This window comes from Stenotrophomonas beteli (assembly GCF_001431665.1).
GTDB lineage: Bacteria > Pseudomonadota > Gammaproteobacteria > Xanthomonadales > Xanthomonadaceae > Stenotrophomonas > Stenotrophomonas beteli.
This window is the reverse complement of sequence record NZ_LLXV01000013.1, coordinates 62590-86818: the sequence shown is the minus strand read 5'-3', so window position 1 is coordinate 86818 and position 24229 is coordinate 62590. Positions and strand designations below refer to the sequence as shown.

Annotated in this window: 21 protein-coding genes; 7 read left to right on the top strand and 14 right to left on the bottom strand. The window is 68.2% G+C overall.

What is annotated here, in order from left to right:
• Positions 1-6 precede the first annotated feature (6 nt).
• The 4 genes from ARC23_RS01180 to efp form a co-directional block, all read right to left on the bottom strand.
• A complete protein-coding gene (locus tag ARC23_RS01180) occupies positions 7-702 on the bottom strand; it encodes a phosphoglycolate phosphatase (protein ID WP_057495520.1) in 696 nt (231 codons plus the stop codon).
• The gene (gene ubiG, locus ARC23_RS01175) at positions 699-1415 is read right to left on the bottom strand and encodes a bifunctional 2-polyprenyl-6-hydroxyphenol methylase/3-demethylubiquinol 3-O-methyltransferase UbiG (RefSeq protein WP_057495519.1); all 717 of its coding nucleotides are present in this window, start codon (positions 1413-1415) and stop codon (positions 699-701) included. Before ubiG ends, ARC23_RS01180 begins: the two co-directional genes overlap by 4 nt.
• A 25-nt stretch (positions 1416-1440) precedes the next feature.
• Complete coding sequence (locus ARC23_RS01170) at positions 1441-2784, bottom strand: TRZ/ATZ family hydrolase (RefSeq protein WP_049444821.1); 1344 nt, start codon at positions 2782-2784, stop codon at positions 1441-1443.
• Positions 2785-2990: 206 nt separating this feature from the next.
• On the bottom strand, positions 2991-3557 hold the full coding sequence (efp, locus tag ARC23_RS01165; protein ID WP_005410381.1) for an elongation factor P: 567 nt from the start codon (positions 3555-3557) through the stop codon (positions 2991-2993).
• Between the two features lie 96 nt (positions 3558-3653).
• Here efp and epmB point away from each other — a divergent pair, with 96 nt between their 5' ends.
• Positions 3654-4694, top strand: coding sequence for an EF-P beta-lysylation protein EpmB (gene epmB, locus ARC23_RS01160; protein ID WP_152985179.1), 1041 nt, complete (start codon positions 3654-3656; stop codon positions 4692-4694).
• A gap of 60 nt (positions 4695-4754) precedes the next feature.
• Here the strand turns inward: epmB and ARC23_RS01155 are convergent, their stop codons facing one another.
• The 3 genes from ARC23_RS01155 to ARC23_RS01145 all read right to left on the bottom strand — a co-directional run bounded on the left by ARC23_RS01155 (position 4755) and on the right by ARC23_RS01145 (position 8626).
• Entirely contained in the window at positions 4755-6881 is a 2127-nt protein-coding gene (locus tag ARC23_RS01155) for a putative bifunctional diguanylate cyclase/phosphodiesterase (RefSeq protein WP_057495517.1), read from the bottom strand.
• Positions 6878-7753 (bottom strand): phosphate/phosphite/phosphonate ABC transporter substrate-binding protein, encoded by an 876-nt coding sequence (locus ARC23_RS01150; protein WP_411847886.1) that lies wholly within the window; start codon positions 7751-7753, stop codon positions 6878-6880. The genes ARC23_RS01155 and ARC23_RS01150 overlap by 4 nt, the downstream gene beginning before the upstream one ends.
• Before the next feature lie 102 nt (positions 7754-7855).
• Complete coding sequence (locus ARC23_RS01145; protein ID WP_057495515.1) at positions 7856-8626, bottom strand: RNA methyltransferase; 771 nt, start codon at positions 8624-8626, stop codon at positions 7856-7858.
• Positions 8627-8746: 120 nt separating this feature from the next.
• Between ARC23_RS01145 and ARC23_RS01140 the strand changes: the two genes are divergently transcribed.
• Positions 8747-9574 (top strand): inositol monophosphatase family protein, encoded by an 828-nt coding sequence (locus ARC23_RS01140; RefSeq protein WP_057495514.1) that lies wholly within the window; start codon positions 8747-8749, stop codon positions 9572-9574.
• A 667-nt stretch (positions 9575-10241) separates the two neighbouring features.
• Here ARC23_RS01140 and htpX read toward each other — a convergent pair.
• The gene (gene htpX, locus ARC23_RS01135; RefSeq protein WP_057495513.1) at positions 10242-11108 is read right to left on the bottom strand and encodes a protease HtpX; all 867 of its coding nucleotides are present in this window, start codon (positions 11106-11108) and stop codon (positions 10242-10244) included.
• A 93-nt stretch (positions 11109-11201) separates the two neighbouring features.
• On the opposite strand from htpX, the gene gluQRS reads away from it, so the two are divergent.
• The 3 genes from gluQRS (at position 11202) to phaR (ending at position 13580) form a co-directional block, all read left to right on the top strand.
• Positions 11202-12122: a tRNA glutamyl-Q(34) synthetase GluQRS gene (gene gluQRS, locus ARC23_RS01130; protein WP_057495512.1), complete on the top strand. Its 921-nt coding sequence runs from the start codon at positions 11202-11204 to the stop codon at positions 12120-12122.
• A gap of 17 nt (positions 12123-12139) precedes the next feature.
• Positions 12140-12880, top strand: coding sequence for an acetoacetyl-CoA reductase (gene phbB / locus ARC23_RS01125; protein ID WP_049423910.1), 741 nt, complete (start codon positions 12140-12142; stop codon positions 12878-12880).
• A 166-nt stretch (positions 12881-13046) separates the two neighbouring features.
• Positions 13047-13580, top strand: coding sequence for a polyhydroxyalkanoate synthesis repressor PhaR (gene phaR, locus ARC23_RS01120; protein ID WP_057495511.1), 534 nt, complete (start codon positions 13047-13049; stop codon positions 13578-13580).
• Positions 13581-13655: 75 nt separating this feature from the next.
• Here phaR and ARC23_RS01115 read toward each other — a convergent pair whose 3' ends face one another.
• From ARC23_RS01115 to ARC23_RS01090, 6 genes are all read right to left on the bottom strand, one after another.
• On the bottom strand, positions 13656-14612 hold the full coding sequence (locus ARC23_RS01115) for a TraB/GumN family protein (protein ID WP_057495510.1): 957 nt from the start codon (positions 14610-14612) through the stop codon (positions 13656-13658).
• A gap of 1 nt (position 14613) precedes the next feature.
• Complete coding sequence (locus ARC23_RS01110; protein ID WP_057495509.1) at positions 14614-15543, bottom strand: DUF1684 domain-containing protein; 930 nt, start codon at positions 15541-15543, stop codon at positions 14614-14616.
• A gap of 11 nt (positions 15544-15554) precedes the next feature.
• A complete protein-coding gene (mutL, locus tag ARC23_RS01105) occupies positions 15555-17465 on the bottom strand; it encodes a DNA mismatch repair endonuclease MutL (RefSeq protein ID WP_057495508.1) in 1911 nt (636 codons plus the stop codon).
• A gap of 141 nt (positions 17466-17606) precedes the next feature.
• A complete protein-coding gene (locus tag ARC23_RS01100) occupies positions 17607-19160 on the bottom strand; it encodes an N-acetylmuramoyl-L-alanine amidase (RefSeq protein WP_057495507.1) in 1554 nt (517 codons plus the stop codon).
• An 82-nt stretch (positions 19161-19242) separates the two neighbouring features.
• Positions 19243-19725, bottom strand: coding sequence for a tRNA (adenosine(37)-N6)-threonylcarbamoyltransferase complex ATPase subunit type 1 TsaE (gene tsaE / locus ARC23_RS01095; protein WP_057495506.1), 483 nt, complete (start codon positions 19723-19725; stop codon positions 19243-19245).
• Positions 19722-21206, bottom strand: a complete 1485-nt coding sequence (locus ARC23_RS01090) for a bifunctional ADP-dependent NAD(P)H-hydrate dehydratase/NAD(P)H-hydrate epimerase (protein ID WP_057495505.1) — start codon at positions 21204-21206, stop codon at positions 19722-19724. The genes tsaE and ARC23_RS01090 overlap by 4 nt, the downstream gene beginning before the upstream one ends.
• 23 nt (positions 21207-21229) lie before the next feature.
• Between ARC23_RS01090 and queG the strand changes: the two genes are divergently transcribed.
• A complete protein-coding gene (queG, locus tag ARC23_RS01085) occupies positions 21230-22300 on the top strand; it encodes a tRNA epoxyqueuosine(34) reductase QueG (RefSeq protein WP_057495504.1) in 1071 nt (356 codons plus the stop codon).
• A 44-nt stretch (positions 22301-22344) separates the two neighbouring features.
• A complete protein-coding gene (gene xseA, locus ARC23_RS01080) occupies positions 22345-23676 on the top strand; it encodes an exodeoxyribonuclease VII large subunit (RefSeq protein WP_057495503.1) in 1332 nt (443 codons plus the stop codon).
• The last annotated feature ends 553 nt before the right edge of the window (positions 23677-24229 follow it).

The window sequence follows — 24229 nt, the reverse complement described above, 5'->3', positions numbered from 1 at the left end:
CATTCCTTACGGCTGGGCCGGGGCTGCCGGCCGGGTCGGCCACAGACTGGCCAGTTGCAGAAGTCCGGCGTTCTCCACCAGCACGTCGGCCTGCCAGGCCAGCGGGTCGTCGCTGTGCAGGCGGTAGCCCCACAGCGCCGCCACCGACGGCATGGCTGCAGCCCGTGCGGCGATGATGTCGCGCTCGTCGTCGCCCACGTACACGCAGTCTTCGGCCACGATGCCGATCGCCTGCGCCGCATGCAGCAGCGGCAGCGGATGCGGTTTGCGCTCGGCCAGGGTGTCGCCGCCAACCAGCACCGCACAGCGCTGCTGCCAGCCGTATTGCGGCACGATCAGGCGCGCCAGGTACTCCGGCTTGTTGGTGACGATGCCCCACACCGTACCGGCCTCATCCAGCGCGGCAAGCATCCCGGCCACGCCGTCAAACAGCACCGCGTGCTGGCCGATCAACGCTTCATAGCGCTGCAGGAATTCCGGAATCAGCGCATCGCGCGCAGCGGCATCCAGGTCCGGGAAAGCGGCCCCGACCATCGCACGCGAGCCCTTGGAGACCACCGGCCGCAACATCGCCGGATCGATCGGCGCACGGCCACGCTCGGCCAGCATCGCATCGCAGGTGGCAACGAAGTCCGGCGCGCTGTCCAGCAACGTGCCATCCAGATCGAACAGCACCGCACGCGGGAAGCGGGCGGAGGTCATGCCGGCTTGACCGCGTAAGCCAGATAGTTGATGTCGGTGCGGCTGCTCAGGCGGGCGCGGTTGCGCCACGGCTCGTAGGCCATGCCACTGACATCCACCAGCTGGACGTCGGCCTCGCGCAGCCAGCGTGCCAGCTCGGCCGGCTTGATGAATTCCTGGTAGTGGTGCGTGCCCTTGGGCAGCAGCCGCGCCACGTACTCGGCGCCGACAATCGCCACCGCGAAGGCGGCAGCGGTGCGGTTGATGGTTGACAGGAACAGGTGGCCGCCCGGCTTCAGCAGGCGCTTGCAGGCTTCGATGATGGCGCCCGGATCGGGCACGTGCTCGAGCATTTCCATGCAGGTGACCACGTCGAAACTGCCCGGCTGCTCGGCGGCCAGGTCCTCGGCGGCCTGCACCCGGTAGTCGACCTTGGCGCCGCTTTCCAGCGCATGCAGCCGCGCGACCTTGACCAGTTCCGGCGCCAGGTCGATGGCGGTGACATCAGCGCCGGCCTGGGCCAGCGCTTCACTCAGCAGGCCACCACCGCAGCCGATGTCCAGCACGCGGGCACCGCGCAGCGGCACGCGGTCGGCCACGTACTTCAAGCGCACCGGGTTCAGCGCATGCAGCGGCTTCTGCGGGCCGTCAGCGTCCCACCAGCGGTTGGCCAGCGCGGCGAACTTGTCCAGCTCGGCCTGATCGAAATTGGAAGAAGCGTGGGGGGCGGTCATGGGAAAGTCCTTGCAGCGCCGGGGTTCAGGCGCGGATATGACGGATGCGCTCGCGCCACTGGCGCGCGTTGGCGATGATGCCGGGCAGGTCCATGCCGACCAGCTCACGCTGCACCAGCTTCGGCTTGCCGGCGATCCAGACGTCGCTGACCTGCTGGCGGCCGGTGGCGTACACCAGCTGCGACAGCACGTTGTGCAGCGGCTGGGTTTCCAGCGCCGACAGATCGACGCAGACCAGGTCGGCCTGCTTGCCGACTTCGATCGAGCCGATGCGCTCGCCGAAGCCCAGCGCGCGGGCGCCGCCCAGGGTGGAGGCGCGCAGCGTGGTGGCCGCGTCCAGCGCGGTCGCATCGTCGGCCACGGCCTTGGCCAGGATCGCCGCGGTACGGTTCTCGCTGAACATGTCCAGGTCGTTGTTGCTGGCGCAGCCATCGGTACCGATCGCCAGGTTCACGCCGGCCCGCTGCAGGGCGCAGGCCGGGCAGAAGCCGGAGGCCAGCTTCAGGTTCGATTCCGGGCAGTGCACCACGCTGACGCCACGCTCGGCGCACAGGTGGATTTCCGCATCGGTCAGCTGGGTCATGTGCACCGCGATCAGGCGGTCGTTGACCAGGCCGAGCCGATCCAGCCGCGCCAGCGGGCGCTGGCCGTGCAGCTTGATCGAATCGTTGATTTCCTGCGCGGTCTCGTGGGTGTGCAGGTGCACCTGCATGTCGAGCTGGTCGGACAGCATCCGCACCCGTTCGAAGTTGGCGTCGTTGACCGTGTACGGCGCATGCGGTGCGAACGCGGTGCCGATCAGCGGATCGGTGCGCCACTGGTCATGCAGTTCACCGGCCTTGGCGAAGTATTCGTCGTCGGTCTTGGCCCAGGCGGTGGGGAAATCGATGATGACCGCGCCGACCAGCGCGCGGAACCCGTGCTTCTTGTAGACCGCGGCCTGCACGTCACCGAAGAAGTAGTTCTCATTGGCGCAGGTAGTGCCGCCGCGCAGCATCTCGGCGATGGCCAGGGTGGTGCCGTCGGCGACGAACTCGGGGCCGATCACCGCCGCTTCCACCGGCCAGATGTGCTGCTGCAGCCAGGTCATCAGCGGCAGGTCGTCGGCGACGCCGCGCAGCAGGGTCATCGGGTTGTGCGTGTGCGCGTTGACCAGGCCCGGCATCAGCGCCGCCTCCGGGCGGCTGACCACCTGTGCGGCACGGAACCGCGCGCGCGCTTCGGCACGCGGCAGGATGGCCACAATCTCGCTGCCACGCACGGCAACGGCATGGTCTTCCAGCACCACCGCATGCGGCTCGATCGGGACGACATAACCGGCTTCGATGAGCAGGTCGCAGGCTTCGGGGAGATGCGGGCTATCGCTCATGCGGGCTCACTGGCTGGGGGGCGGCGAGATACTTGTGGGGGACACGCCCCTGAGTCAGGGGCTGCCGCGAAGCGGCGGGGTCTGGAGACCCGTGAAGCGGGACCCATGATCTGCCGAAGCAGATCATGGGAGCGCCAGCGCGAATGCGATGGCGCGTGCCCGAGCATGGCTCGGCTCTACAGCAAGGCCGGCCTACGGCCGCAACCTTACTTGACGCGCGCGGAGTATTCGCCCGAACGGGTGTCGACGCGGATCACTTCGTCCTGGTTCACGAACAGCGGCACGCGGACCACGGCGCCGGTTTCCAGGGTGGCCGGCTTGCCGCCGCCGCCCGAGGTGTCGCCACGGACGCCCGGATCGGTTTCGGTGATCTTCAGTTCGACGAAGTTCGGCGGCTGCACGAAGATCGGCTCGCCGTTCCACAGGGTGACCACGCAGGACTCTTCGCCCTTCAGCCACTTCTCGGCGCCGCCCATGCCGGCCTTGGTGGCCTGGACCTGCTCGAAGGATTCCGGGTCCATGAAGTGCCAGTACTCGCCGTCGCTGTACATGAAGTTCATGTCGGTATCGACGACGTCGGCTGCATCCAGCGAGTCGGTCGACTTCATGGTCACTTCCTGGGTGCGGCCGTCCTTGATCAGGCGGTACTTCACGCGGGTGAAGGCCTGGCCCTTGCCCGGCTTGACGTATTCGGTGTCGATGATGACGGCCGGTTGGTTGTTGACCAGGATCTTCATCCCGTTCTTGACGTCGTTCATGCCGTAGCTGGCCATGCGTAAACTCCTGAGTGGCAAAAACGCCGCGGGTGCGGCGAGCCGTTAGAATGGAAAGCCCACCGGATGCCGGTGGGCGACTGTTTTTCTGCCCCCATGATAACCGCAGGCCCCCTCTCCATGCAGCTTTCCGCCTTCCCCCGGCCCCAGTCGCCAGGCGCGCCCGCGCGCTGGCAGCAGCTCTGGCGCCAGGCGCTGCGCGACCCGCACGCCCTGCTGGCCCGGCTGCAGCTGGATCCGGCCGCGCTGGGCGTCTCGGAGGCGGCCATGGCCCAGTTCGCGCTGCGCGTACCGGAAGGCTTCGTGGCCCGCATGCGCCCCGGCGACGCGGCCGATCCGTTGCTGCGCCAGGTGCTGCCGATCGACGAGGAAATGCGTCCGGCGCCCGGATTCAGCTTCGATGCGGTGGGCGATGGTGCGGCCAGGAAGGCCACCGGCGTCATCCAGAAGTACCGCGGCCGCGCCCTGCTGGTCGCCACCGGCAGCTGCGCGATCAACTGCCGCTACTGCTTCCGCCGCCATTTCGACTATGGCGCGGAGAACGCCGCCAAGGGCGGCTGGCAGGAAGCGGTGGCCGCCATCGCGGGCGATCCGGACATCGACGAGGTGATCCTGTCTGGCGGCGACCCGCTGTCACTGGCCACGCACAAGCTGGTCGAGCTGACCGACGCCCTGCGCGCCATCCCGCATATCCGCCGCCTGCGCATCCATACCCGGCTGCCGATCGTGCTGCCCGAGCGCGTGGATGAGGAACTGCTGGCCTGGCTGAGCAGCCTGCCGTGGCCGCTGGCGATCGTGGTCCATGCCAACCACGCCAATGAATTCGATGCCAGCGTGGACACCGCGATGGCACGCCTGCGCGGCACCGGCGCACAGCTGCTGAACCAGGCAGTGCTGCTGCGCGGGGTCAATGACAGCGTGCAGGCCCTGCAGGACCTGAGCGAGCGCAGCTTCGCCGCCGGCGTGCTGCCGTACTACCTGCACCAGCTGGACCGGGTCGAAGGCGTGGCCCACTTCGAAGTGGACGATGCCCGGGCCAAGGCGTTGATTGCCGGCCTGACCGCACGCCTGTCCGGTTACCTGATTCCCAAGCTGGTGCGCGAACTGCCCGGCGACCCGAGCAAGCGCCCGGTGTAATTCCGCAGGGGGGCAGATTCCTTTTCCACGGGGAAAAGGAATCTGACCCCAGGCCGACACCTACAACCCCGATTCGACCATCCGCACCACTTCGGTGGCGGTCACCGGGTGGCTCAACCAGTAGCCCTGGCCGAGATCGCAGCCGCGCTGGACGAGAAGTTCGAACTGCGCCTGCTGCTCGATGCCTTCGGCCACGACCGTGATTCCCAGCGCATGGGCCATGGCGATGATCGCCGTGGTCAAGGCCAGATCGTCCGGATCGCGCTGCATGTCGGCCACGAAACTCTTGTCGATCTTCACCCCGTCCACGGGCACCTGGCGCAGGTGACTGAGCCCGGAGAAGCCGGTACCGAAGTCGTCCAGCCAGACCTTCACGCCGGTGCGGTGCAGCTTGTCCAGCAGCTGCGCGGCCACCATCTCGTCGCCGATCACGGCGGTTTCGGTCAGTTCCAGATGCAGGCGCGAGGCCGGCAGCCCGGACTCGTGCAGGCACTGCGCCACCAGTGCCGGCAGTTCCCCTCCACGCAGCTGGCGAGGCGAAACGTTGACCGAGACGAACAGATCATCACCACCTGCTCCACGCGGCCACTGCGAGGCTTCCATGCAGGCCGCACGCAGCACCTTCGGGCCGATGACCTCGATCAATCCGCTCTGCTCGGCCACTTCGATGAACACCGACGGCGGAATCGTTCCCAGGGTCGGATGCTGCCAGCGCAGCAGCACTTCCACGCCGACCATGCGGCGGTCGCGCATGCGGAAGATCGGCTGGTAGGCCAGCCGCAGCTCGCCGCGCTCCCACGCGCCACGCAGCTCCTGCTCCATGTGCACGCGGCGCTCGACCGCGTGGTCCATTGCGCGGCTGTAGTAGCGATAGCAGTTCTTGCCGGCCATTTTCGCCTGGTACATGGCGATATCGCCGTTCTTCAGCAGGGTGGTCGCATCGGCCGCATCATCCGGGAACAGGGTCACGCCGATCGAGGTACCCAGGAACAATTCCCTGCCCTGCACCACCAATGGCTTGCCCAGTTCGCGCACCAGCACTTCGGCCAGCAGCCGTGCGTTGGCGGCCACATCACCGTCGCCCACCAGGATCACGAACTCGTCGCCACCGAACCGCGCCAGCAGGGCCTCATCGCCGCCGGCCTCGGCGACAGCGCGGCCGATACGCTGCGCGAACTGCAGCAACGCCTCGTCGCCGGCCTCGTGGCCGAGCGTGTCATTGACCCGCTTGAAATCATCGATGTCGGCAAACAGCAGGCCCAGCCGGTGGTTGGAAGCACGCGCGGCCATCAGACGATGGTCCAGTGCCTCCCGGAACGCCAGCCGGTTGGTCAGCCCGGTCAGGGCATCGGTATAGGCCATGTGCCGCACTTCGCGGTCGTGGCGGGCGATCGCGTCGCGCATGCGGGCAAACCCGCGCACCAGCTCGCCGACTTCGTCATCGCGTGTGTTCTCGGCCAGCGGCGCCTGGTAGTCACCCGCCTCGATGCGCCGCGCGGCGGCGGCCAGGTCACGGATCGGGGCGACCAGGGTGCGCTGCACGTACAGGATCACCGCCACGCCGATCACCACCAGCAGGCCCAGCATCAGCAGCAGCCAGCCCAGGTGACGGCTGCCGACCTGCTGCAGGCGTTCGCCCAGGGTGGCATTGGCGGCCTGTTCGCGCTGCTGCACTTCATCGAGCGCCATGCCGACGCGAACCCCACCGATGCGCTGGCTGCCGACCATGATCGGCATGGTGTTGTCGAGCACCTTCGGCGATTCCTGCACCACCAGGGCCCGTGCCGCAGCAGCCTTGGGCGCCAGCGGGTCGGTCATCGGCTGGCCGAACCCGGAAACCTCCACCGAACCGTCGTGCACCAGCCGGCCGCGCTCGTCGAACACCAGCACGTAGCGCACCACCGGCTGCCGTGCGGTGCTGCGCACCAGCGCGCCGACCTGGTCCAGGTCACGGTAATACAGCGGGTTGGCCAGCGCGTCGGACAGCTCGCGCGCCACCGCTTCGCCACGGCTTCGCACGCTGTGATCGAACAGTTCATGGATGACGCCCCCACTGAGGGTACGCACCTCGCTCTGCATCGCCGCCTGCCGTCCCAGCAGCACGGCCAGAATCGCCACCACCACGACCATCGCCCCGCCCATCGCGAGCAGGAACCTGGCCTGCATTCCCGAGCCGAGCCACTTCATTCCACTTCCATCCGCACGCGTGTCAATCCTTGTTTCAATTCATCCAACCGCTGCTGCGCATGCGCATCGACGCGGTGGAACCCAGAAGTGCCGAAAAACCGATGCAACGCTCCCTGCGCCCGTGGGTCACTGGCCGCCTGCAGCAGCACCTGCTGCAGGCGGTCACGCACCTGCGGATCGAGGTCGGCGCGGACCATCTCCACCGCCCGCGGGTAGGGCTCGGTACGCTGCAGTTCGCGGAAATCGCGCCGGAACGCCGCCGGCACCCGCCGCTCGTCGTCCCAGTCGACACTGCTCACCGCCCCCCCTTCGACCAGCCCCTTGTGCACGAACGTCGCGATGTTCAATTCGCTGCGCGCAAACACATACCCCACGCTGTTGCGCCCCGGCACGTCCCATTCCCCGGCCAGGATCTGCGGCGACAGACCTGCCTGCAGCAGGGTCATCACCGGCACCAGGTAGGCACTGGTGGACGCGGTGTTCTGCAGCGCCAGACGATGGCCGCGCAGATCCTCCATCGTCTGGATCGGACTGTCGCTGCGGACGAAGAACACCGTCTGGTACTGGCGCACGCCATTGCGTTCGGTCAGCAGCAACGGCCTCGCACCGCTGCGCTGGCCCAGCGCCATCGCCGTGCCGGACGTTTCCGTGACCCAGTCCACGCGTCCCCGCCGCAGATAGCTGGCCATCTGCTGCGGATCGCGCGCCATCAGGATCCGCCCTTCCCTGATGCCGACGTCGTGCATGTGCGCCACCACATAGTCCAGCAACGGCCGCAGCTGCTCATAGTGGGCCTTGGGATCATCACTGATCCGGCCCAGCACCAGCACCGGATCCGGTGCTGCATGCAGCGACCCGGCCAGCAGGATCATGGCCAGGCCCAGCAGTCCCCTCTGCACTGCCTTTCGCAGACCCGACACAAGTTTCATCCCCCAGGGTATCCGGACAGACTACTCGAAAAGCTGAGACCGTCGTCAGTCGTCCCGGCTGCCGGCACGGGCCAGCCGCGCCATGCGCTGCGTATCGGCCAGGATGCCGCGCAGCAGGCGCACTTCCTGCTCGCTCGGCTGGTTGCGCAGGAACAAGCGGCGCAGCTTGCGCATCGCCGACTCCGGGGCACGCCCCTTGTGGAAATCGATCTCGTCCAGGGTGTCACCCAGCTGGGCAAAGAAGCTCTCCATCTGCTCGTGGCTGGCCGGCTGCTCGCGGAAGCCCGGCTCGGTCTCCGCCACCGGCTGCGCGCCGAGCAGCTGCATCCGCGTTTCGTAGGCCAGGACCTGCACCGCAGCGGCCAGGTTGAGCGAACTGAACGCCGGATCGGACGGGATGTGCACCGCGGCATGGCACAGCTGCAGCTCCTCGTTGGTCAGGCCGGTGCGTTCGCGGCCGAACACCAGCGCCACCTCGGCACCCTCGCCTGCCCGGGCCACCGCGCGGGCGGCGGCGTCGGCCGGCAGGTACTCTTCCAGCTGCACGCGACGGGCCCGGGCGGTGCAACCCAGCACCAGGGTGCAGTCGGCCACGGCTTCGGCCAGCGTGGCGACCACCGGGGCCTCCCCCAGCACGTCCTCGGCGCCGGCCGAACGCCGGAAGGCCTCCTCATCCAGCGGCTTTTCGGGGGCAACCAGCACCAGGCGGGCCAGCCCCATGGTTTTCAGGGCGCGGGCGGCGGCCCCCATGTTGCCGGGGTGCTGGGTGCCAACCAGGACGAAACGGAGGCGGGTGGCGGCAGGAAACTGGGACATGAACAGGGAAAAGGTCGAGCTGGACGATGACCAATGGTAAACTGTGCGGCCGGCCACTGCGCCGGACCCGCTCTTTTCCCCCGCCAGTCCATCTCTTCTGCCTTTCCGGGAGCCCACGCCATGCAGAAACCCGCCGTCACCGTCATGGTCAAGGCCGCCCGCCTCGCCGGCAACGTCCTGTTGCGCAACATCAACAAGCTCGAGGCACTGAACGTGGTGCAGAAGGGCCGGATGGACTACGCCAGCGAAGTGGATGCGGACGCGGAAAAGGTCATCGTCAAGGAACTCAAGCGCGCCTACCCGGACTACGGCATCTTCGGTGAAGAAGGTGGCGTGCAGGGCGAGCGTCGCCAGATGTGGGTCATCGATCCGCTGGACGGTACCAGCAATTACCTGCGCGGCGTTCCGCACTACTGCGTGTCGATCGCGCTGGTGGAGAACGGCGAGCCGACCGATGCGGTGATCTTCGACCCGCTGCGCAATGAACTGTTCACTGCCAGCCGCGGCGCCGGCGCGGTGCTCAACGACCGCCGCATCCGCGTGGCCGACCGCAAGGACCTGGACGGCACCATGATCCACACCGGCTTCGCCCCGCGCGAGCGCAGCCGTGCCAGCGCCCAGCTGAAGGCGGTCGACGCCCTGCTGGTGCACGGTGAGGACATCCGCCGCACCGGTTCGGCCGCACTGGACCTGGCCTACGTGGCCTGCGGCCGCGCCGACGCCTACTTCGAAGCCGGCGTGAAGGCGTGGGACATCGCTGCCGGCCTGCTGCTGGTCCGCGAGGCGGGCGGCAAGGTCTGTGACTTCAAGGGCGCGACCCTGGGCCGGATGGACAACCGTGGCCCGGACACCCACCAGATCGTGGCTGGCAACCTGAAGGTGGCCGAGTCGCTGCAGAAGGTGCTGGTGAACACCGGCTACGCGGCGGAGTTCGACGCGAAGTTCTGAGGTTTCGCGTAAAGTGGTTCATGGAGACGGCACCTGCGAGGGTGCCGTTTTCGTTTGTGCGCACGGAGAGTCGTTTCCGCGACCGCGGAGGGGTGTCACTTTCTTTGCGCGCAAAGAAAGTAGCCAAAGAAACGCTCCGCCAGCCGCGAGCCGTCGCTACGCGACGGTTCCCTGCGCTTCTCGGAGAATCAGGGGACGGCGCCGAACTCGCTGCGCTCAGACACCGGCGCCTCTTCGCCCCTGATTCCCCTGCGATGCTCGGCTCGCTCAAGGCGGACTGGAAGGTCAAGATCAAGAACAACAGCATCCACGCGTCGCGAAGATGTACTGGGTGCAGCTGTGGCATTTGACCTTGGGTCCGCCTTGAGCGAGCCGAGCACCGCAGGTCCGGCGAGGGCGAAGAGGTGCGGGTGTCTGAGCGCCGCGAGTTCCCGCACCGTCCCTCGACGGACCGAGGAGCACAGGGTACCGATGCGCAGCATCGGCTCGCGCCCCGGCGGCGTGTTTCTTTGGTTACTTTCTTTGCACGAGCAAAGAAAGTGACACCCCTCCGCGGTCGCGGAATCGACTCTCGCCAAGTCGTACCCGGCGCCACCAATGCTGCGCGCAAACAAAAACGCCCGGCGCGATGCCAGGCGTTCTTGTACCCACTTGGGAGCACCAAGGCTTACGCCACCGTCGACGCCCGCAGCGCGGCAATGCGCTCTTCCAGCGGCGGGTGGCTCATGAACAGCTTCTTCGCCGTCGAACCAGCAATACCGAACGCGGCGATCTGCGTCGGCAGCGTGCTCTGGCCGTGGTTGAGCTGCAGGCGCTCCAGCGCGGCAATCATCTTCTGGCGGCCGGCCAGCGAGGCACCGCCGGCATCGGCGCGGAACTCGCGGTGGCGCGAGAACCACATCGAGATCATCGTCGCGAACAGGCCGAACACCATCTCCAGCACGAACACGATGATGAAGTAGGCGAAGCCACGGCCACCGCCCTCGCGGTTGCCCGACAAGGCGCTGTCGATGATGCCGCCGACCACGCGGGCCAGCACGATGACGAAAGTGTTCAGCACGCCCTGCAGCAGGGCCATGGTGATCATGTCGCCGTTGGCGACGTGGGCGATCTCGTGGCCCAGCACCGCTTCGGCTTCGTCTTCGCTCATGTTGTGCAGCAGCCCGGTGGACACCGCCACCAGCGCGTTGTTGCGGTTGGCGCCAGTAGCGAAGGCGTTGATCTCCGGGCCTTCGTACACGGCCACTTCCGGCATGCCGATGCCGGCCGCCTTGGCCTGGCGCTCGACGGTCGCCAGCAGCCAGCGCTCGGTCTGATTGCGCGGCTCGGTGATCACCACTGCACCGGTGGAGCGCTTGGCCATCCACTTGGACAGCAGCAGCGAGATGAACGAACCACCGAAGCCAAAGATGCCGGCCATGACCAGCAGGCCGCTCATCGAACGCGAATCCACGCCGAGGATCGACATGACGATACCGGCGAGGATCAGGACCGCGAGGTTGGTCGCCAGGAACAGGGCTATACGGGTGAACATGGGAAAATCCGGCTCGGAAAGGGTCGATATCTGCCAATTTGCGGTGCGGTCAGCTTGAATTCAAGCGCCAACCTGACCGACGATTCAGCCAGCATGACCTCCCCTATTCCCTGCGGCCGCTTCGCGCCCTCACCTACCGGCCTGCTCCATCCCGGATCCCTGCTCGCCGCCTTCGGCAGCTGGCTGCTGGCCCGCCACCACGGCGGCTTGTGGCGTCTGCGCATCGAAGACGTCGACCCGCCCCGCACCGTCCCCGGCGCCGCGCAGTCACAGTTGCAGGCACTGTCTGCGTTCGGGCTGGTCCACGATGGCTCGGTCCTCTGGCAGAGCACCCGCGGCGCGGCCTACCAAGCCGCGCTGGATGTGTTGCTGGCCAGCGACCAGGCCTTCGTCTGCCACTGCAGCCGCAGCGACCTGGCCGCCAGCGGCGGTATCCACCACCGCTGCGTCGCACGGCAGCCGCGACCGGATCCTGCCGTCCGCTTCCGCGTGCTGCCCGGCAGCGTCGTGCACTTCGTCGATGGCCTGCGCGGGCCGCAACAGCAGGATGTACACGCCGAGGTCGGCGACTTCGTGCTGCGCCGCGCCGATGGCTGCTGGGCCTACCAGCTGGCGGTGGTGGTCGATGATGCCGCACAGGAGGTGACCGAGGTGGTGCGCGGCGCCGACCTGCTTGACTCCACCGCACGGCAGATCCTGCTGCAGCAGGCATTGGGCCTGGCCGTGCCACGCTACTGGCATCTGCCGCTGCTGCTGGATGCGCCGGGCCACAAACTGTCCAAGTCGCTGGCCGCGCTGCCGGTAGACACCCGGCACCCGTTGCCGGTGCTGCGCCAGCTCTGGCAGCTGCTCGGCCAGGCGCCCGCCGCGCTGGATTCGGCCCAGGCGCTGGACGCGCTGCTGGCCCGCGCGCAACAGGCCTTCGACCCGGCGCGGCTGCCACGCGCCGACATCCTGTTGCGGCCCGGCGCACTTTCCGCGCCGATGTTGCAGAATCCCCCTTCCCCCACCTGATATCCGGACAGCACTCCATGACTTCTCGCGTCGCACTGGTCACCGGCGGAACCGGCGGCATCGGCACCGCCATCTGCCAACGCCTGGCCGACCAGGGCCACCGGGTCGCCACCAACTACCGCGACGAAGCCAAGGCACGCGCCTGGCAGCAGGCCATGACCGAGCGCGGCTACAGCGTGTCGATCTTCCCCGGCGATGTCTCTGATCCGGACAGCGCCGAGGCGCTGGTGCGCGCCGTGGAAGCCGAGCTCGGCCCGGTCGAGATCCTGGTCAACAACGCCGGCATCACCCGCGATACCACCTTCCACCGCATGCGCGCCGACCAGTGGCACGATGTGATCAATACCAACCTCAACTCGGTGTTCAATGTCACCCGCCCGGTGATTGAAGGCATGCGCCGCCGTGGCTGGGGCCGGGTCATCCAGATCAGCTCCATCAACGGCCTGAAGGGCCAGTACGGCCAGGCCAACTACGCAGCGGCCAAGGCCGGCATGCATGGATTCACCATCTCGCTGGCCCGGGAGAACGCCGGTTTCGGCATCACCGTCAACACCATCTCGCCCGGTTACGTGGCGACGGACATGGTGATGGCCGTGCCCGAAGAGGTGCGCGCCAAGATCATCGCCGACATCCCGACCGGGCGCCTGGGCAAGCCGGAGGAGATCGCCTACGGGGTGTCCTTCCTGGTGGCCGACGAGGCCTCGTGGATCACCGGCAGCAACCTGGACATCAACGGCGGCCACCACATGGGCTGGTAAGCCGAGCGGGCTGCAGCCCCTGCCGTTGGTCATGCTGCGCAGCACGCAAACCCTTGTTGCGCAACATGATCGCCCCCGAAAGCCAAGCCTGGCGGGGGCTGAGGCGGTTGCAACCGCTGCTGCACTGCGCCATGCTGCGCTCCTACTGTGACGAGTGACCGCTTCAATGGCTGCGACCCGCATCATCAAGAAGTATCCGAACCGCCGTCTCTACGACACCGAGATTTCCAGCTACATCACCATCGAGGACGTGCGCCAGCTGATCCTAGACGGTGAAGACTTCGAAGTCCGCGATGCCAAGAGCGGCGACGACCTTACCCGCTCGGTCCTGCTGCAGATCATCGCCGACCAGGAACAGGACGGCGAACCGATGCTCTCCACCCAGCTGCTGAGCCAGCTGATCCGCTTCTACGGCGATTCGCTGCAGGGCTTCATGGGCAATTACCTGGAGCGCAGCATGCAGGTCTTCCTCGACCAGCAGCAGCAGTTCCGCCAGCAGATGGGCAACCTGCTGGGGCAGACCCCGTGGGCGATGATGAACCAGCTGACCGAACGCAACCTGGAACTGTGGCAGGAATTCCAGCGCAGCATGGGCGCCGGTTTCGGCGGCCCGCGCCCGGGCGGCACCGGAACGGGTGCCGGCACCGGCAGCAAGCCGAACGAACCGGGTACCGGCACCGGCGGCAAGACCCGCCGCTGAGCCGCGGGCCGGGCAGGAACGAAAACGGCGCGCCCCTGGCGCGCCGTTCTGTTTTTGCGGTCCAGTGGCGAGGCGTCAACGTTTCGCCTTGCACCCCGTGCACACGCGTTCGACCTTGTAGCCCTTCGCCTTCAGCTTCTCGACCACGCCATCACTGCCCAGCAGGTGCAGCGTGCCGACCACCACCAGCGTACCGCCCTGCCCGGCCTGCAGGTATGGCTGCAGCTTCGGCACCCAGGCATCATTGCGCCCGGTGTTGATGCGCTGGTACAGCTGCGGATACTGCTGGCGCATCTCCGCCGCCATCTTCGTCCACAGCAGGCGCTCATCGCCGCGGCGCCACGCATCGTGCAGCTGGCGTGCCTGCTCGTCGGCCTTGCCGGCCTGGTCCAGCGCCTCGGCCAGCATCTGCCGTTGCTCCTGCAACGTCATGCCATCGAGCATGCCGATCTGCGTGTCGATGTCCTCCAGCCCGGCAGTCTTGCGGCCGGTCTTCTGCGCGCGCTCCATGAAATGCCGGTCCAGCCCCAGCGCCGGGTCCAGCCCCAGCTTCTGCATCTGCCCGACCGAAATGCTCAGCCCGACGAACCACGGCTTCATGCCCTGCATCTGCGCCAGTGGCAGCTTGTTCTCGGCAGCGAACACCTGCAGCTTCTGCCAGGTCGCAGCATCGAGATCACGCTTGAGCTCGCTGCCATCGGTGCGGACCGCTGCCTGCACCATGCGGCTGGCCAGCTGTGGCGACTGCATGTCTTCCGGCGACAGTTCGAACACCACCCGCTGCGAGGCCTCGAACGCCTGCTCGACATCGGGCGACAACGGGTAGTCCTGCGGCTTCAGCAGGTGGAAGGAACCGAGCAGGTAGAGGCGGGAGTCACCCGGGCCGGTCACTTTCCACAGCAACGGTACCGGCGGCTTGGCCGCGGTTGCGGCCGCAGCAGAGGTGACCGGCGCATCACGGGCCGGGGCCAGCGGTGCGATTGCGCAGGCCGCCAGCAACAACGTGACGCGGAACAGGTGTCTGATCGGCATCTCAGCCTTCTCCTTCAGGCAGGTGGTAGGCCTTCTCGCCCGCTTCCACGCGCAGGTCGAGCCGGTTTTCCGGCGGCGCCAGCGGGCAGGTCGCGTAGGCGGTGAACGCGCAGGGAGGGTTGTAAGCATGGTTGAAATCGATGCGCACCGTGCCGTCGGCCGCCGGCGCATCGGTATCCAGGTAGCGACCGGCCGGATAACTGCCGCGGCCGCTGGTACGGTCGGCGAAGATCAGGAACAGCGGTTGGCCGGGGGCACCGATCGCCTCCAGCCGCCAGCGGCGCCCTTCCCGCTCGAACTCGACGGCGCCGGCATTGGGCATCTGCGTGGTCAAGCCGGTGATGTCGACGATGGGCAGGGTCTTGCCCGGCGGATGCGCGATGAAGCGCGCCTGCACCTGCCAGTCAGCGCCACCCGGCCAGTACTGCAGGCCGGCGAAATCGCGGCGCGCAGGTGCGTCGGCATGCTTCACCCGCAGTGCATCACGCGGACCACGGCGGATGATGCTGAGCTGGCCCTTGCCGCCATCGAAGGCGAGCAGGGTCGGCTGCGGATCCTTGTCGGTGTCGACCCGGATGCGTCCGCGCACCGGTTGCCCGTCATGGCTGACCTCGGCGCCCGCTTCCGGCGTGAACCACCACTGGCTGCCCTCGCGGCGCAACAGGCCCAGTTTGCCCGGACCGACCGCAAGGCGGATGCCATTGGTGGCCCCGCTGCCGACGAAATGCGACTTGTTCTGCAGCCAATGCAGGCCCACCAGCGCCGTCCAGCCATCGGCCCGGGTCAGATCCTGATAACGCGCCACGCGCCACTGCTGCTGCGCGGCGGCGAATGCCGGATCCTCCACTGCAGCCGGCGCCGGTGGTGTCGCCGGGCTGCAGGCGGCCAACATCCAGGCGACCAACAGGCCACTCATTCCCCAGTTGCGCATCGATCCTCCCCTCAACGTCCGCGCAGGAACCAGCGGTCGATCTCCGCCAGCGAAAAACGGGCCCAGGTCGGTCGGCCGTGGTTGCACTGGCCGGACCGTTCGGTGATTTCCATGTCGCGCAGCAGCGCGTTCATTTCCGGCACGGTCAGGCGCCGGTTGGCGCGCACCGCGCCGTGGCAGGCCATGGTCGACAGCAGTTCGTCACGCGCGCTGGCCACGCGGCGGCTCTGGCCGTGTTCGCGCAGATCGGTCAGCACATCGCGCAGCAACCCTTCCGGTTCGGCATGGGCCAGCAGTGCCGGAAGGCTGCGTACGTGCAGCGCACCCGGGCCGGCACGGGTCACTTCGAAGCCGAGCGCGGCCAGCGTTTCAGCTTCACTCTCCGCGGTGTCGGCCTCGCGCTCGCCAACCGCCAGCGTGATCGGTACCAGCAGTGGCTGCGACTGCAGGCCGATGCCATCGTGCGCATTCTTCAGGCGTTCATAGCCGATGCGTTCGTGCGCGGCATGCATGTCGACCACGATCAGGCCTTCGGCGTTCTCGGCCAGGATGTAGATGCCATGCAACTGCGCGATCGCATAGCCCAGCGGCGGCACGCCTGCATCGGCACGGGTGACCGGCAGACCGTTCTCGCTGGGCATCGGCGGCAACGGTGCTGCGCGCTCGGCACCGGCCGGCGTGGCGTACAGCGCTGCATAAGCCGCTGGCGCATCGGCCACCTGCAACCCCAACGGTTGCTGCGGGCGCCAGCCGGAGAAACCACCACCACCGCCGCCGCCCGCACCGGCACCGGGCGCAGGCCCGCGGACCAGGCCGAAGCCGGATGCGCCCACGCCCGAGGGCATGGGTGCTGCGGCGCTGTCGGCCGGGTGCGCAGCGCCGGCGCCGATCTCCTGCGCGGACACACCGGCACGGGTCTCGGCCAGCGCATCCTTCAGGGTGCGGTAGACGAAGTCGTGGACCAGCCGCGCATCACGGAAACGCACCTCATGCTTGGCCGGGTGCACATTGACGTCGACGCGGGTCGGATCCAGCTCCAGGAACAGCACGTACGCCGGCTGGCGGCCGTGGTACAGCACGTCGCCGTAGGCCATCTTCACCGCATGGGCGACGCTGCGATCACGCACCGAGCGGCCGTTGACGTACAGATACTGCTGATCAGCACTGGCCCGCGAATAGTGCGGCTGCGCGATCCAGCCGTGCAGGCGCAGGCCGGCACCGCTGTGGTCCACGCGCACGGCCTGGTTGGCGAAGTCCTCGCCCAGCGTCTCGGCCAGCCGCGCATCGGAATACAGATCGCCCGGCTTGTAGCGGCGCGAGGCCTTGCCGTTGTGCGACACGCGCAGTTCAACGTCCGGGCGCGCCAGCGCCAATGACCGCAGCCATTCTTCGATGTGGCCCAGCTCGGTGCGCTCGGCGCGCAGGAACTTGCGTCGCGCCGGCACGTTGTAGAACAGCTCGCGCACTTCCACCGTGGTACCCGGCGCGTGCGCGCGCGGGGTGACCTCACCGATCTTGCCGCCTTCGATCTGCAGCGCGGAGCCGTGCTCATCATGCGCGCGGCGCGAGGCCAGGGTGAAGCGGCTGACCGAGGCGATCGAAGGCAGCGCTTCACCGCGGAACCCCAGCGTTGCCACCGATTCCAGATCGTCCAGGTCGGCGATCTTGCTGGTGGCGTGGCGCGATACCGCCAGCGGCAGCTGCTCCGGTGCGATGCCGCTGCCATTGTCACGGATGCGGATCAGGCGCACACCGCCCTCTTCCAGATCGATGTCGACGCGGCTGGCGCCGGCATCGATCGCATTCTCGACCAGCTCCTTCACTACCGACGCGGGACGCTCAACCACTTCGCCGGCGGCGATCTGGTTGATCAGGATTTCCGGCAGGGGCCGGATCGGGCGCGGATGGCTAGCAGACGTCATGCGGGGATGATAACGGAGGCGCCGCAGGTAGAGTCGACTGTCAGTCGACTGCTCCTGGCCGGACAGCGAAAAACCCCGCGCTGCGCGCGTAGTCGACTAACAGTCGACTCTACAGAAAGCAGTAACCCGCCCTCCGGCGGGTTACTTGCTGCCGCCGGCCATGGTGCCGGCTGCGTCGATCTCGGCCTGCGCGCGCGCCGCGTACAACGTCCCCGGCGGCGGCTGCCGGCTGAAGAAGGTATGCACGCCATCGAGCACGGCACCGGCGATCTTGCGCTGGTAGGCCGGGTCGATCAGGCGGCGCTCTTCATCCGGGTTGGAAATGAACGCGGTTTCCACCAGCATCGCCGGCATGTCCGAGGTGCGCAGCACCGCGAAGTTGGCACGTTCGATGTTCGGCTTGTGGTTGTTGCCGATCCGCTTCAGGCCACCCAGCACATGGCCGGCAGCATCTTCGGAGGCCTTCATGTAGCCGCTCTGGGCCAGATCCAGCAGGACGTTGGCCAGCGTGCCTTCGGTCTGCTGCAGGCGCACGCCGCCGACCAGATCGGCCGCGTTTTCCTTGTCCGCCAGCCAGCGTGCACGCTGCGAAGACGCGCCCTTGGTCGACAGCACATACACCGACGAACCGGTCGCAGAGCGGTTTTCGGCGGCATCGGCGTGGATCGAGATGAAGATGTCGGCCTTGTTCGCACGCGCCTTCTGCGCACGCATCGGCAGCGGGATGAAAACGTCGCTGTCGCGGGTCAGGTAGGCCTTCAGGCCGGGCGTGGCGTTGACCTGGCGGGCCAGTTCGCGGGCCACCGCCAAAGTGACGTCCTTCTCGCGCTTGCCGGTCGGGCCGATCGCGCCCGGATCCTGGCCCCCGTGGCCGGGATCGATCGCCACCACCAGATGGCGCATGCCCGGCTGCATGCGGATGCGCGAGGCGTCGCTGGGCATTGCCGGGCGCGGCGCTTCAACCGGCGCCGCTGGCGCCGGCGCGGGAACGGTTGCCGGCGGCGTGCTCACCACGGCGGCGGTGCGCTGGCCGGCGAGGATTGCGGCCGGCGAAGACGGAGGCGTACTGCTGGCCGTAGTGCCTGCCGCGGCGACCTGGACCGGCGTCGTGGACGGTGCCGGCGTCGGCGCGGCGGGCGCTGCTGCGGTGGCACTGGCCTGCTGCTGCACCTGTGCGGTCAGCAGCGCAGTGGCGCGTGCGGCATCGGTACGCGACTGCGCACTTTCGGCCGGGGTCGGGGCCGGTGCGGCAGCCGGCGCCTGCGGTGTCGGTGCCGGACGCTGGGCAGCCACGGCCGGGCCATCGCCCGGCCACTCGATCACCAGCTTGGATTCATTGCCTTCGCGCTGCATCTGCGGGCGGAACGGCGCCACCGATTCAGCGAGGTCGAAAACGACACGGAAGGTGCCCGGCACCGGCTGTCCGGTGCGCACCGCCGTGACCACGCCCTGCGCGGCCGGCATCTTCAGGTTGCGGATGGCGCTGGAGTCGGGGAAATCGACCACCAGACGGTTCGGGCCTGCCAGCGACAGCGTCTTGTAGCCGCCGCTGCCGACCAGCGAGATCTCCGCGCGGGTGCCGGTGGCACCGGTGTTCAGCAGGACCTGGCGGACTTCACCCGCCCACGCACTGACGCTCGCCAGACCCAGTCCGACGGCGGCACAGATGGCAATGAGACGGTTCCCCGGGCGCATGGCTCAGGATTCAATCACCGCGCTGAACGGAATGCAACACCTTTTTCCTTAATAATCCGTAACCTGCCGGTGTTTGTTCTCGTCAACCGGCAGAAATGGCCTGCAAGTCGCCCCCTTGTGGGAGCCGCCGCAGCCATTCATGACCGATGTCGCTTGCTGCAGTGAGACGGGCACGACGGCCCTGCCCCTCGATCGCCAGCGTCACCACCAGGTCGGTCGGCGGCAGCGCGCCGGCACCGCGCTCGGGCCATTCGACCAGCCACAGCACCGCGCTGCCCTCGTCCAGGCCGAGGAAATCCAGCTCGCCGGCCTGGCCGATCCGGTACAGGTCCAGGTGCCATGCCTCGCCGCCGCTTGCCAGTGGATAGCGCTCGACCAGCGTGTAGGTGGGGCTTCGGATCGCCCCCTGCACGCCCAGCGCGCGCAACAGGGCACGGGCGGTGGTGGACTTGCCGGCACCGAGGTCGCCGCGCAGTTCGACCAGCGCCTGCGGCGGCCGGCTGGCCGCCAGCCACTGCCCCAGCCGTTCGGTGGCATCGCTGTCAGCAAGGAAGAAGTCAATCATCGAGCGTGTTCCGGGTTGGCCAGTCGCCGCAGCGGCGCCAGCAGGTCGGTAGGGAGCAGGCCGCGCGCGCCCTCGGCAGCAGCGGCATCGCCTGCCAGTGCGTGCAACAGCGCGCCGGCGGCGGCGGCATCGAACGCACACAGGCCCTGCGCACGCAGACTGGCAATGATGCCGGTGAGCAGGTCGCCCATGCCACCGACGGCCATGCCGGGGTTGCCGGCAGCGATCAGCCGCGGCAACTGCCCGGGCGCGGCCACGATGCTGCCTGCGCCCTTCAGTACCACCACGGCGTGGAAGCGTTCGGCCAGCGCCTGCGCGCTGGCATAACGGTCGGCCTGGATGTCGGCGGTGCTGCAGCCCAGCAGGCGCGCGGCTTCGCCCGGATGCGGGGTAAGGATGGCCTCGTGCAGCGCATGCGGGTCCTGCGCCAGCAGATTCAGCGCATCGGCATCAACCACCAGCGGCTTGCCACAGGCCAGCGCCCGCGCAGACAGCGCCCGCGCCCATTCGTCCTGGCCCAGCCCGGGGCCGATCGCCACCACCCTGGCCCTGTCCAGCAGCGCGGGCAGCGCGTCGCCGTCTTCCAGCGCGTGGCTCATCGCCTCGGGCAGGCGCGCCAACAACGGTGCTACATGATCGCGACGGCTGCCGACGCTGACCAGACCGGCACCTGCGCGCAGCGCGGCAGCGGCGGCCAGCATCACCGCACCGCCGCTGCCGTGGTTGCCGCCAATGCACAGCACGTGGCCGGACTCACCCTTGTGGGTATTGGCCCGGCGCGGCGGCAACAGCGCCGGCAGACGCTCAGCCGTCCAGCGCTGCGCACGGGCGGCAATGCCTTCCCAGGCGGCATCAGGCACGTCCAGCGGCGCCAACCGGCGCTGGCCCACGTGATCCAGCGCATCGCCGGTGTACAGGCCACGGTGGCAGGCAATGAACTGCAGCGTGACGTCGGCCTTCACCGCCACGCCCGGCACGCGACCGCTATCGGCGTCGACGCCACTGGGCACGTCCAGCGCCAGCACCGGTATCATTGCGTGATTGAGCGCCTCGATCAGCGCCAGCGCCTCGCCCGCCGGCGCCCGGTCCAGGCCAAGCCCGAACAACGCGTCCACATACACCTCGGCCGACGGCAGCTGGCCTTCGAAGGCGACAACGCAGCCTCCTGCCGCTGCAAAGTCCGCCGCGGCCTGCCTGGCCAGCGCTGTGGCAGGCGCCTTGCCGGGCAGCGTGACCACCTGCACCGGGCGCCCCGACCGCAGCGCATGGGTGGCCAGCACGTAGCCATCGCCGCCGTTGTTGCCGGCGCCGGCCAGCACGCACAGCGCGCGGGCCTCGGGCCACTGCTGCAGCAGGCATTGCCAGCCGGCCAGACCGGCCTGCGCCATCAGGCCCCAGCCACCGTCACCGGCCAGCGCCGAGGCGCGTGCATCGAGTGTGCGCGCGGCGGCGGTGTCCAACAGAAGAGAAAGATCGGGCATGCCGGGATTTTATACTGGTACACATGTCCCTCGTCCCCGCCCCTGTCGATCCGGCCCAGGCCGTACTGCGCATCCGCGAACTGGCCCGCGCGCATGGCTTCCAGCGCTGCGGCATTGCCGGCATCGAGCTGGGCGAGGACGAAGCGCACCTGGCCGACTGGCTGGGCCAGGGCCTGTACGGCACGATGGACTGGATGGCGCGCCACGGCACGCTGCGCGCGCGACCGGCCGAACTGCTGCCGGGCACGGTGCGGGTGATTTCGGTCGGCATGGATTACAGCCACAAGGACGATACCGAAGCCTGGGCCACCCTGGCCGACCCGGGCCGCGCCTATGTGGCGCGCTACGCGCTGGGCCGCGACTATCACAAGTTGATGCGCAACCGCCTGCAGAAGCTGGCCACGCAGATCAACGATGAAGTGGCGCCGCTGGGCTACCGCGTATTCGTCGATTCGGCACCGGTGCTGGAACGTGCGCTGGCACGCAATGCCGGGCTCGGCTGGATCGGCAAGCACACCTGCCTGATTGATCGGCACGGTGGCTCGTGGTTCTTCATCGGCGAGATCTACATCGATATCCCGCTGCCGATCGACACGCCGGCCAGCGCGCACTGCGGCACCTGCACGCGCTGCATCGATGTCTGCCCCACCCGCGCGATCACCGGCCCGCAACGACTCGACGCGCGACGCTGCATTTCCTACCTGACCATCGAGCATGACGGCGCCATTCCCGAGGACATGCGGCCGTTGATGGGCAACCGTATCTACGGTTGCGACGATTGCCAGCTGGTCTGCCCCTGGAACAAGTTCGCCAAGCGCACCGACGAGGCCGATTTCCGCGCGCGCAACAACCTCGATACCGCGCGCCTGGACCAGCTGTTCGCCTGGGACGAAGCCGAGTTCCTGCGCCGCACCGAAGGCAGCCCGATCCGCCGCAGCGGACATGAGCGCTGGCTGCGCAACATCGCGGTGGCGCTGGGCAATGCGCCGGCCTCGGCCGAGGCCCTGGCCGCGCTGCACACCCGCATCGACGACCCCTCGCCGCTGGTGCGCGAGCACGTGCAGTGGGCGCTGGCCCAGCACGCCCCGCGCTGACGTGCGATCCTGAGCGCCCGTTCCACCTGCCGCACGCCGTTCCCATGCAGCCACGCAACAACGACATCCTCACCCCCAGCCAGCTCAACACCCTGGCCCGCGACCTGCTGGAAGGCAGCTTCCCGGCGATCTGGGTCGAGGCCGAGCTCGGCAGCGTGGCGCGGCCTGCTTCCGGGCACCTGTACTTCACCCTGAAGGATGCGCGCGCCCAGCTGCGCGCGGCGATGTTCCGGATGAAGGCGCAGTACCTGAAATTCGTGCCGCGCGAAGGCATGCGCGTGCTGGTCCGTGGCAAGGTGACGCTGTACGACGCACGAGGCGAGTACCAGATGGTGCTCGACCACATGGAGGAAGCCGGCGAAGGCGCGTTGCGCCGTGCGTTCGAGGAACTGAAGGCACGGCTGGACGCCGAAGGCCTGTTCGACCCGGCACGCAAGCGCCCGCTGCCGGCCCATGTACAGCGCCTGGCGGTGATCACCTCGCCCACCGGTGCCGCCGTGCGCGACGTGCTGAGCGTGCTCGGCCGCCGCTTCCCGCTGCTGGAAGTGGACCTGCTGCCGACCCTGGTCCAGGGCAGCACGGCTGCTGCGCAGATCACCCGCCTGCTGCAGGCCGCCGATGCCAGCGGCCGCTACGACGTCATCCTGCTGACCCGCGGTGGCGGTTCGCTGGAAGACCTTTGGGCCTTCAACGATGAAGCACTGGCCCGCGCGATCGCCGCCAGCCGCACCCCGGTGGTTTCTGCGGTGGGGCACGAAACCGACTTCAGCCTCAGCGATTTCGCCGCCGACCTGCGCGCACCGACACCGTCGGTGGCTGCCGAACTGCTGGTACCGGACCAGCGCGAACTGGCCCTGCGCCTGCGCCGCACCGCCGCGCGCATGGTGCAGCTGCAACGGCATGCGATGCAGCAGGCCATGCAGCGCGCTGACCGCGCCCTGCTGCGCCTGAACGCCCAGAGCCCGCAGGCGCGGCTGGACGTGTTGCGCCGACGCCAGCTGGATCTGGGCCGGCGCCTGCATGCCGCCTTCAACCAGCAGCAGGAGCGCCGTGCCGCGCGCCTGCGTCATGCGGCGGCAGTGCTGCGCGGGCACCATCCGCAGCGCCAGCTCGATGCGATGCAGCGCCGTCTGGCTGCCCTGCGCGGGCGGCCGCAGGCCGCGATGCAGCGCCTGCTGGAGCGCGATGCACTGCGACTGCGCGGACTGGCGCGTTCACTTGAAGCAGTCAGCCCGCTGGCGACTGTGGCGCGTGGCTACAGCATCCTGACCCGCAGCGATGACGGTACGCTGGTGCGAAAGCTTGATCAGGTACAGTCCGGTGACGCCCTGCAGGCCCGCGTCGGCGACGGCGTGATCGACGTGCAGGTCAAGTAAGGGGTGTTCGGCGGGGCTGCGCCCTGCACCTGCAGAGGCTTCAAGCCAAAGCAACGCCAACGTCAAAAGCAGGCATTCCGTGGGATGGCGGGGCGGTGCCGGAGTGCGGGGACGCCGTAAACCCGTCCATGGGGGCTTGGCAGCCGCATCCATGCGGCTGACACCCCGCACTCCGGCACCGCTCCACCTCTGACAGTTTTCCGCGATCGGGTAGATCCACGCCATGCGTGGATGAATCTCTGCCAGATATCGAATCAATTCGGGGTCAGATCCGTTTTCCGTAGGAAAACGGATCTGACCCCACGCCATTCCGACAGATCGCGAGAATCTGTCGAAGGCGGGGTGGGTCCGGTTGCGGGGGCGTGAGCCGCATGGGCCCGAGGCATGCCTCGGGCGGGTTGGGCAGGACGCCCAACCCCGGTCTTGCCGTGTGCGAAGGACTGCGCACACGAGCAAGCGGCGACCGAGCTTACATGGGTGAGGGCGCTTTGCTTGCGAAGCATTGCTTCGCAAGCGCCCGAACGCACAGCCGCCAGCGGCTGGGCCGGTCCCC

What these genes read in the sequence shown, in the direction of transcription:
- xseA (WP_057495503.1), top strand. Translation starts at nt 22,345, where the DNA reads ATGCAGCCACGCAACAACGACATCCTCACCCCCAGCCAGCTCAACACC.
- ARC23_RS01090 (WP_057495505.1), bottom strand. Translation starts at nt 21,206, where the DNA reads ATGCCCGATCTTTCTCTTCTGTTGGACACCGCCGCCGCGCGCACACTC.
- gluQRS (WP_057495512.1), top strand. Translation starts at nt 11,202, where the DNA reads ATGACCTCCCCTATTCCCTGCGGCCGCTTCGCGCCCTCACCTACCGGC.
- htpX (WP_057495513.1), bottom strand. Translation starts at nt 11,108, where the DNA reads ATGTTCACCCGTATAGCCCTGTTCCTGGCGACCAACCTCGCGGTCCTG.
- ARC23_RS01115 (WP_057495510.1), bottom strand. Translation starts at nt 14,612, where the DNA reads ATGCCGATCAGACACCTGTTCCGCGTCACGTTGTTGCTGGCGGCCTGC.
- ARC23_RS01170 (WP_049444821.1), bottom strand. Translation starts at nt 2,784, where the DNA reads ATGAGCGATAGCCCGCATCTCCCCGAAGCCTGCGACCTGCTCATCGAA.
- ARC23_RS01150 (WP_411847886.1), bottom strand. Translation starts at nt 7,753, where the DNA reads ATGATCCTGCTGGCCGGGTCGCTGCATGCAGCACCGGATCCGGTGCTG.
- ARC23_RS01100 (WP_057495507.1), bottom strand. Translation starts at nt 19,160, where the DNA reads ATGCGCCCGGGGAACCGTCTCATTGCCATCTGTGCCGCCGTCGGACTG.
- tsaE (WP_057495506.1), bottom strand. Translation starts at nt 19,725, where the DNA reads ATGATTGACTTCTTCCTTGCTGACAGCGATGCCACCGAACGGCTGGGG.
- ARC23_RS01180 (WP_057495520.1), bottom strand. Translation starts at nt 702, where the DNA reads ATGACCTCCGCCCGCTTCCCGCGTGCGGTGCTGTTCGATCTGGATGGC.
- ARC23_RS01145 (WP_057495515.1), bottom strand. Translation starts at nt 8,626, where the DNA reads ATGTCCCAGTTTCCTGCCGCCACCCGCCTCCGTTTCGTCCTGGTTGGC.
- phbB (WP_049423910.1), top strand. Translation starts at nt 12,140, where the DNA reads ATGACTTCTCGCGTCGCACTGGTCACCGGCGGAACCGGCGGCATCGGC.
- efp (WP_005410381.1), bottom strand. Translation starts at nt 3,557, where the DNA reads ATGGCCAGCTACGGCATGAACGACGTCAAGAACGGGATGAAGATCCTG.
- queG (WP_057495504.1), top strand. Translation starts at nt 21,230, where the DNA reads ATGTCCCTCGTCCCCGCCCCTGTCGATCCGGCCCAGGCCGTACTGCGC.
- phaR (WP_057495511.1), top strand. Translation starts at nt 13,047, where the DNA reads ATGGCTGCGACCCGCATCATCAAGAAGTATCCGAACCGCCGTCTCTAC.
- mutL (WP_057495508.1), bottom strand. Translation starts at nt 17,465, where the DNA reads ATGACGTCTGCTAGCCATCCGCGCCCGATCCGGCCCCTGCCGGAAATC.
- epmB (WP_152985179.1), top strand. Translation starts at nt 3,654, where the DNA reads ATGATAACCGCAGGCCCCCTCTCCATGCAGCTTTCCGCCTTCCCCCGG.
- ARC23_RS01110 (WP_057495509.1), bottom strand. Translation starts at nt 15,543, where the DNA reads ATGCGCAACTGGGGAATGAGTGGCCTGTTGGTCGCCTGGATGTTGGCC.
- ARC23_RS01155 (WP_057495517.1), bottom strand. Translation starts at nt 6,881, where the DNA reads ATGAAGTGGCTCGGCTCGGGAATGCAGGCCAGGTTCCTGCTCGCGATG.
- ubiG (WP_057495519.1), bottom strand. Translation starts at nt 1,415, where the DNA reads ATGACCGCCCCCCACGCTTCTTCCAATTTCGATCAGGCCGAGCTGGAC.
- ARC23_RS01140 (WP_057495514.1), top strand. Translation starts at nt 8,747, where the DNA reads ATGCAGAAACCCGCCGTCACCGTCATGGTCAAGGCCGCCCGCCTCGCC.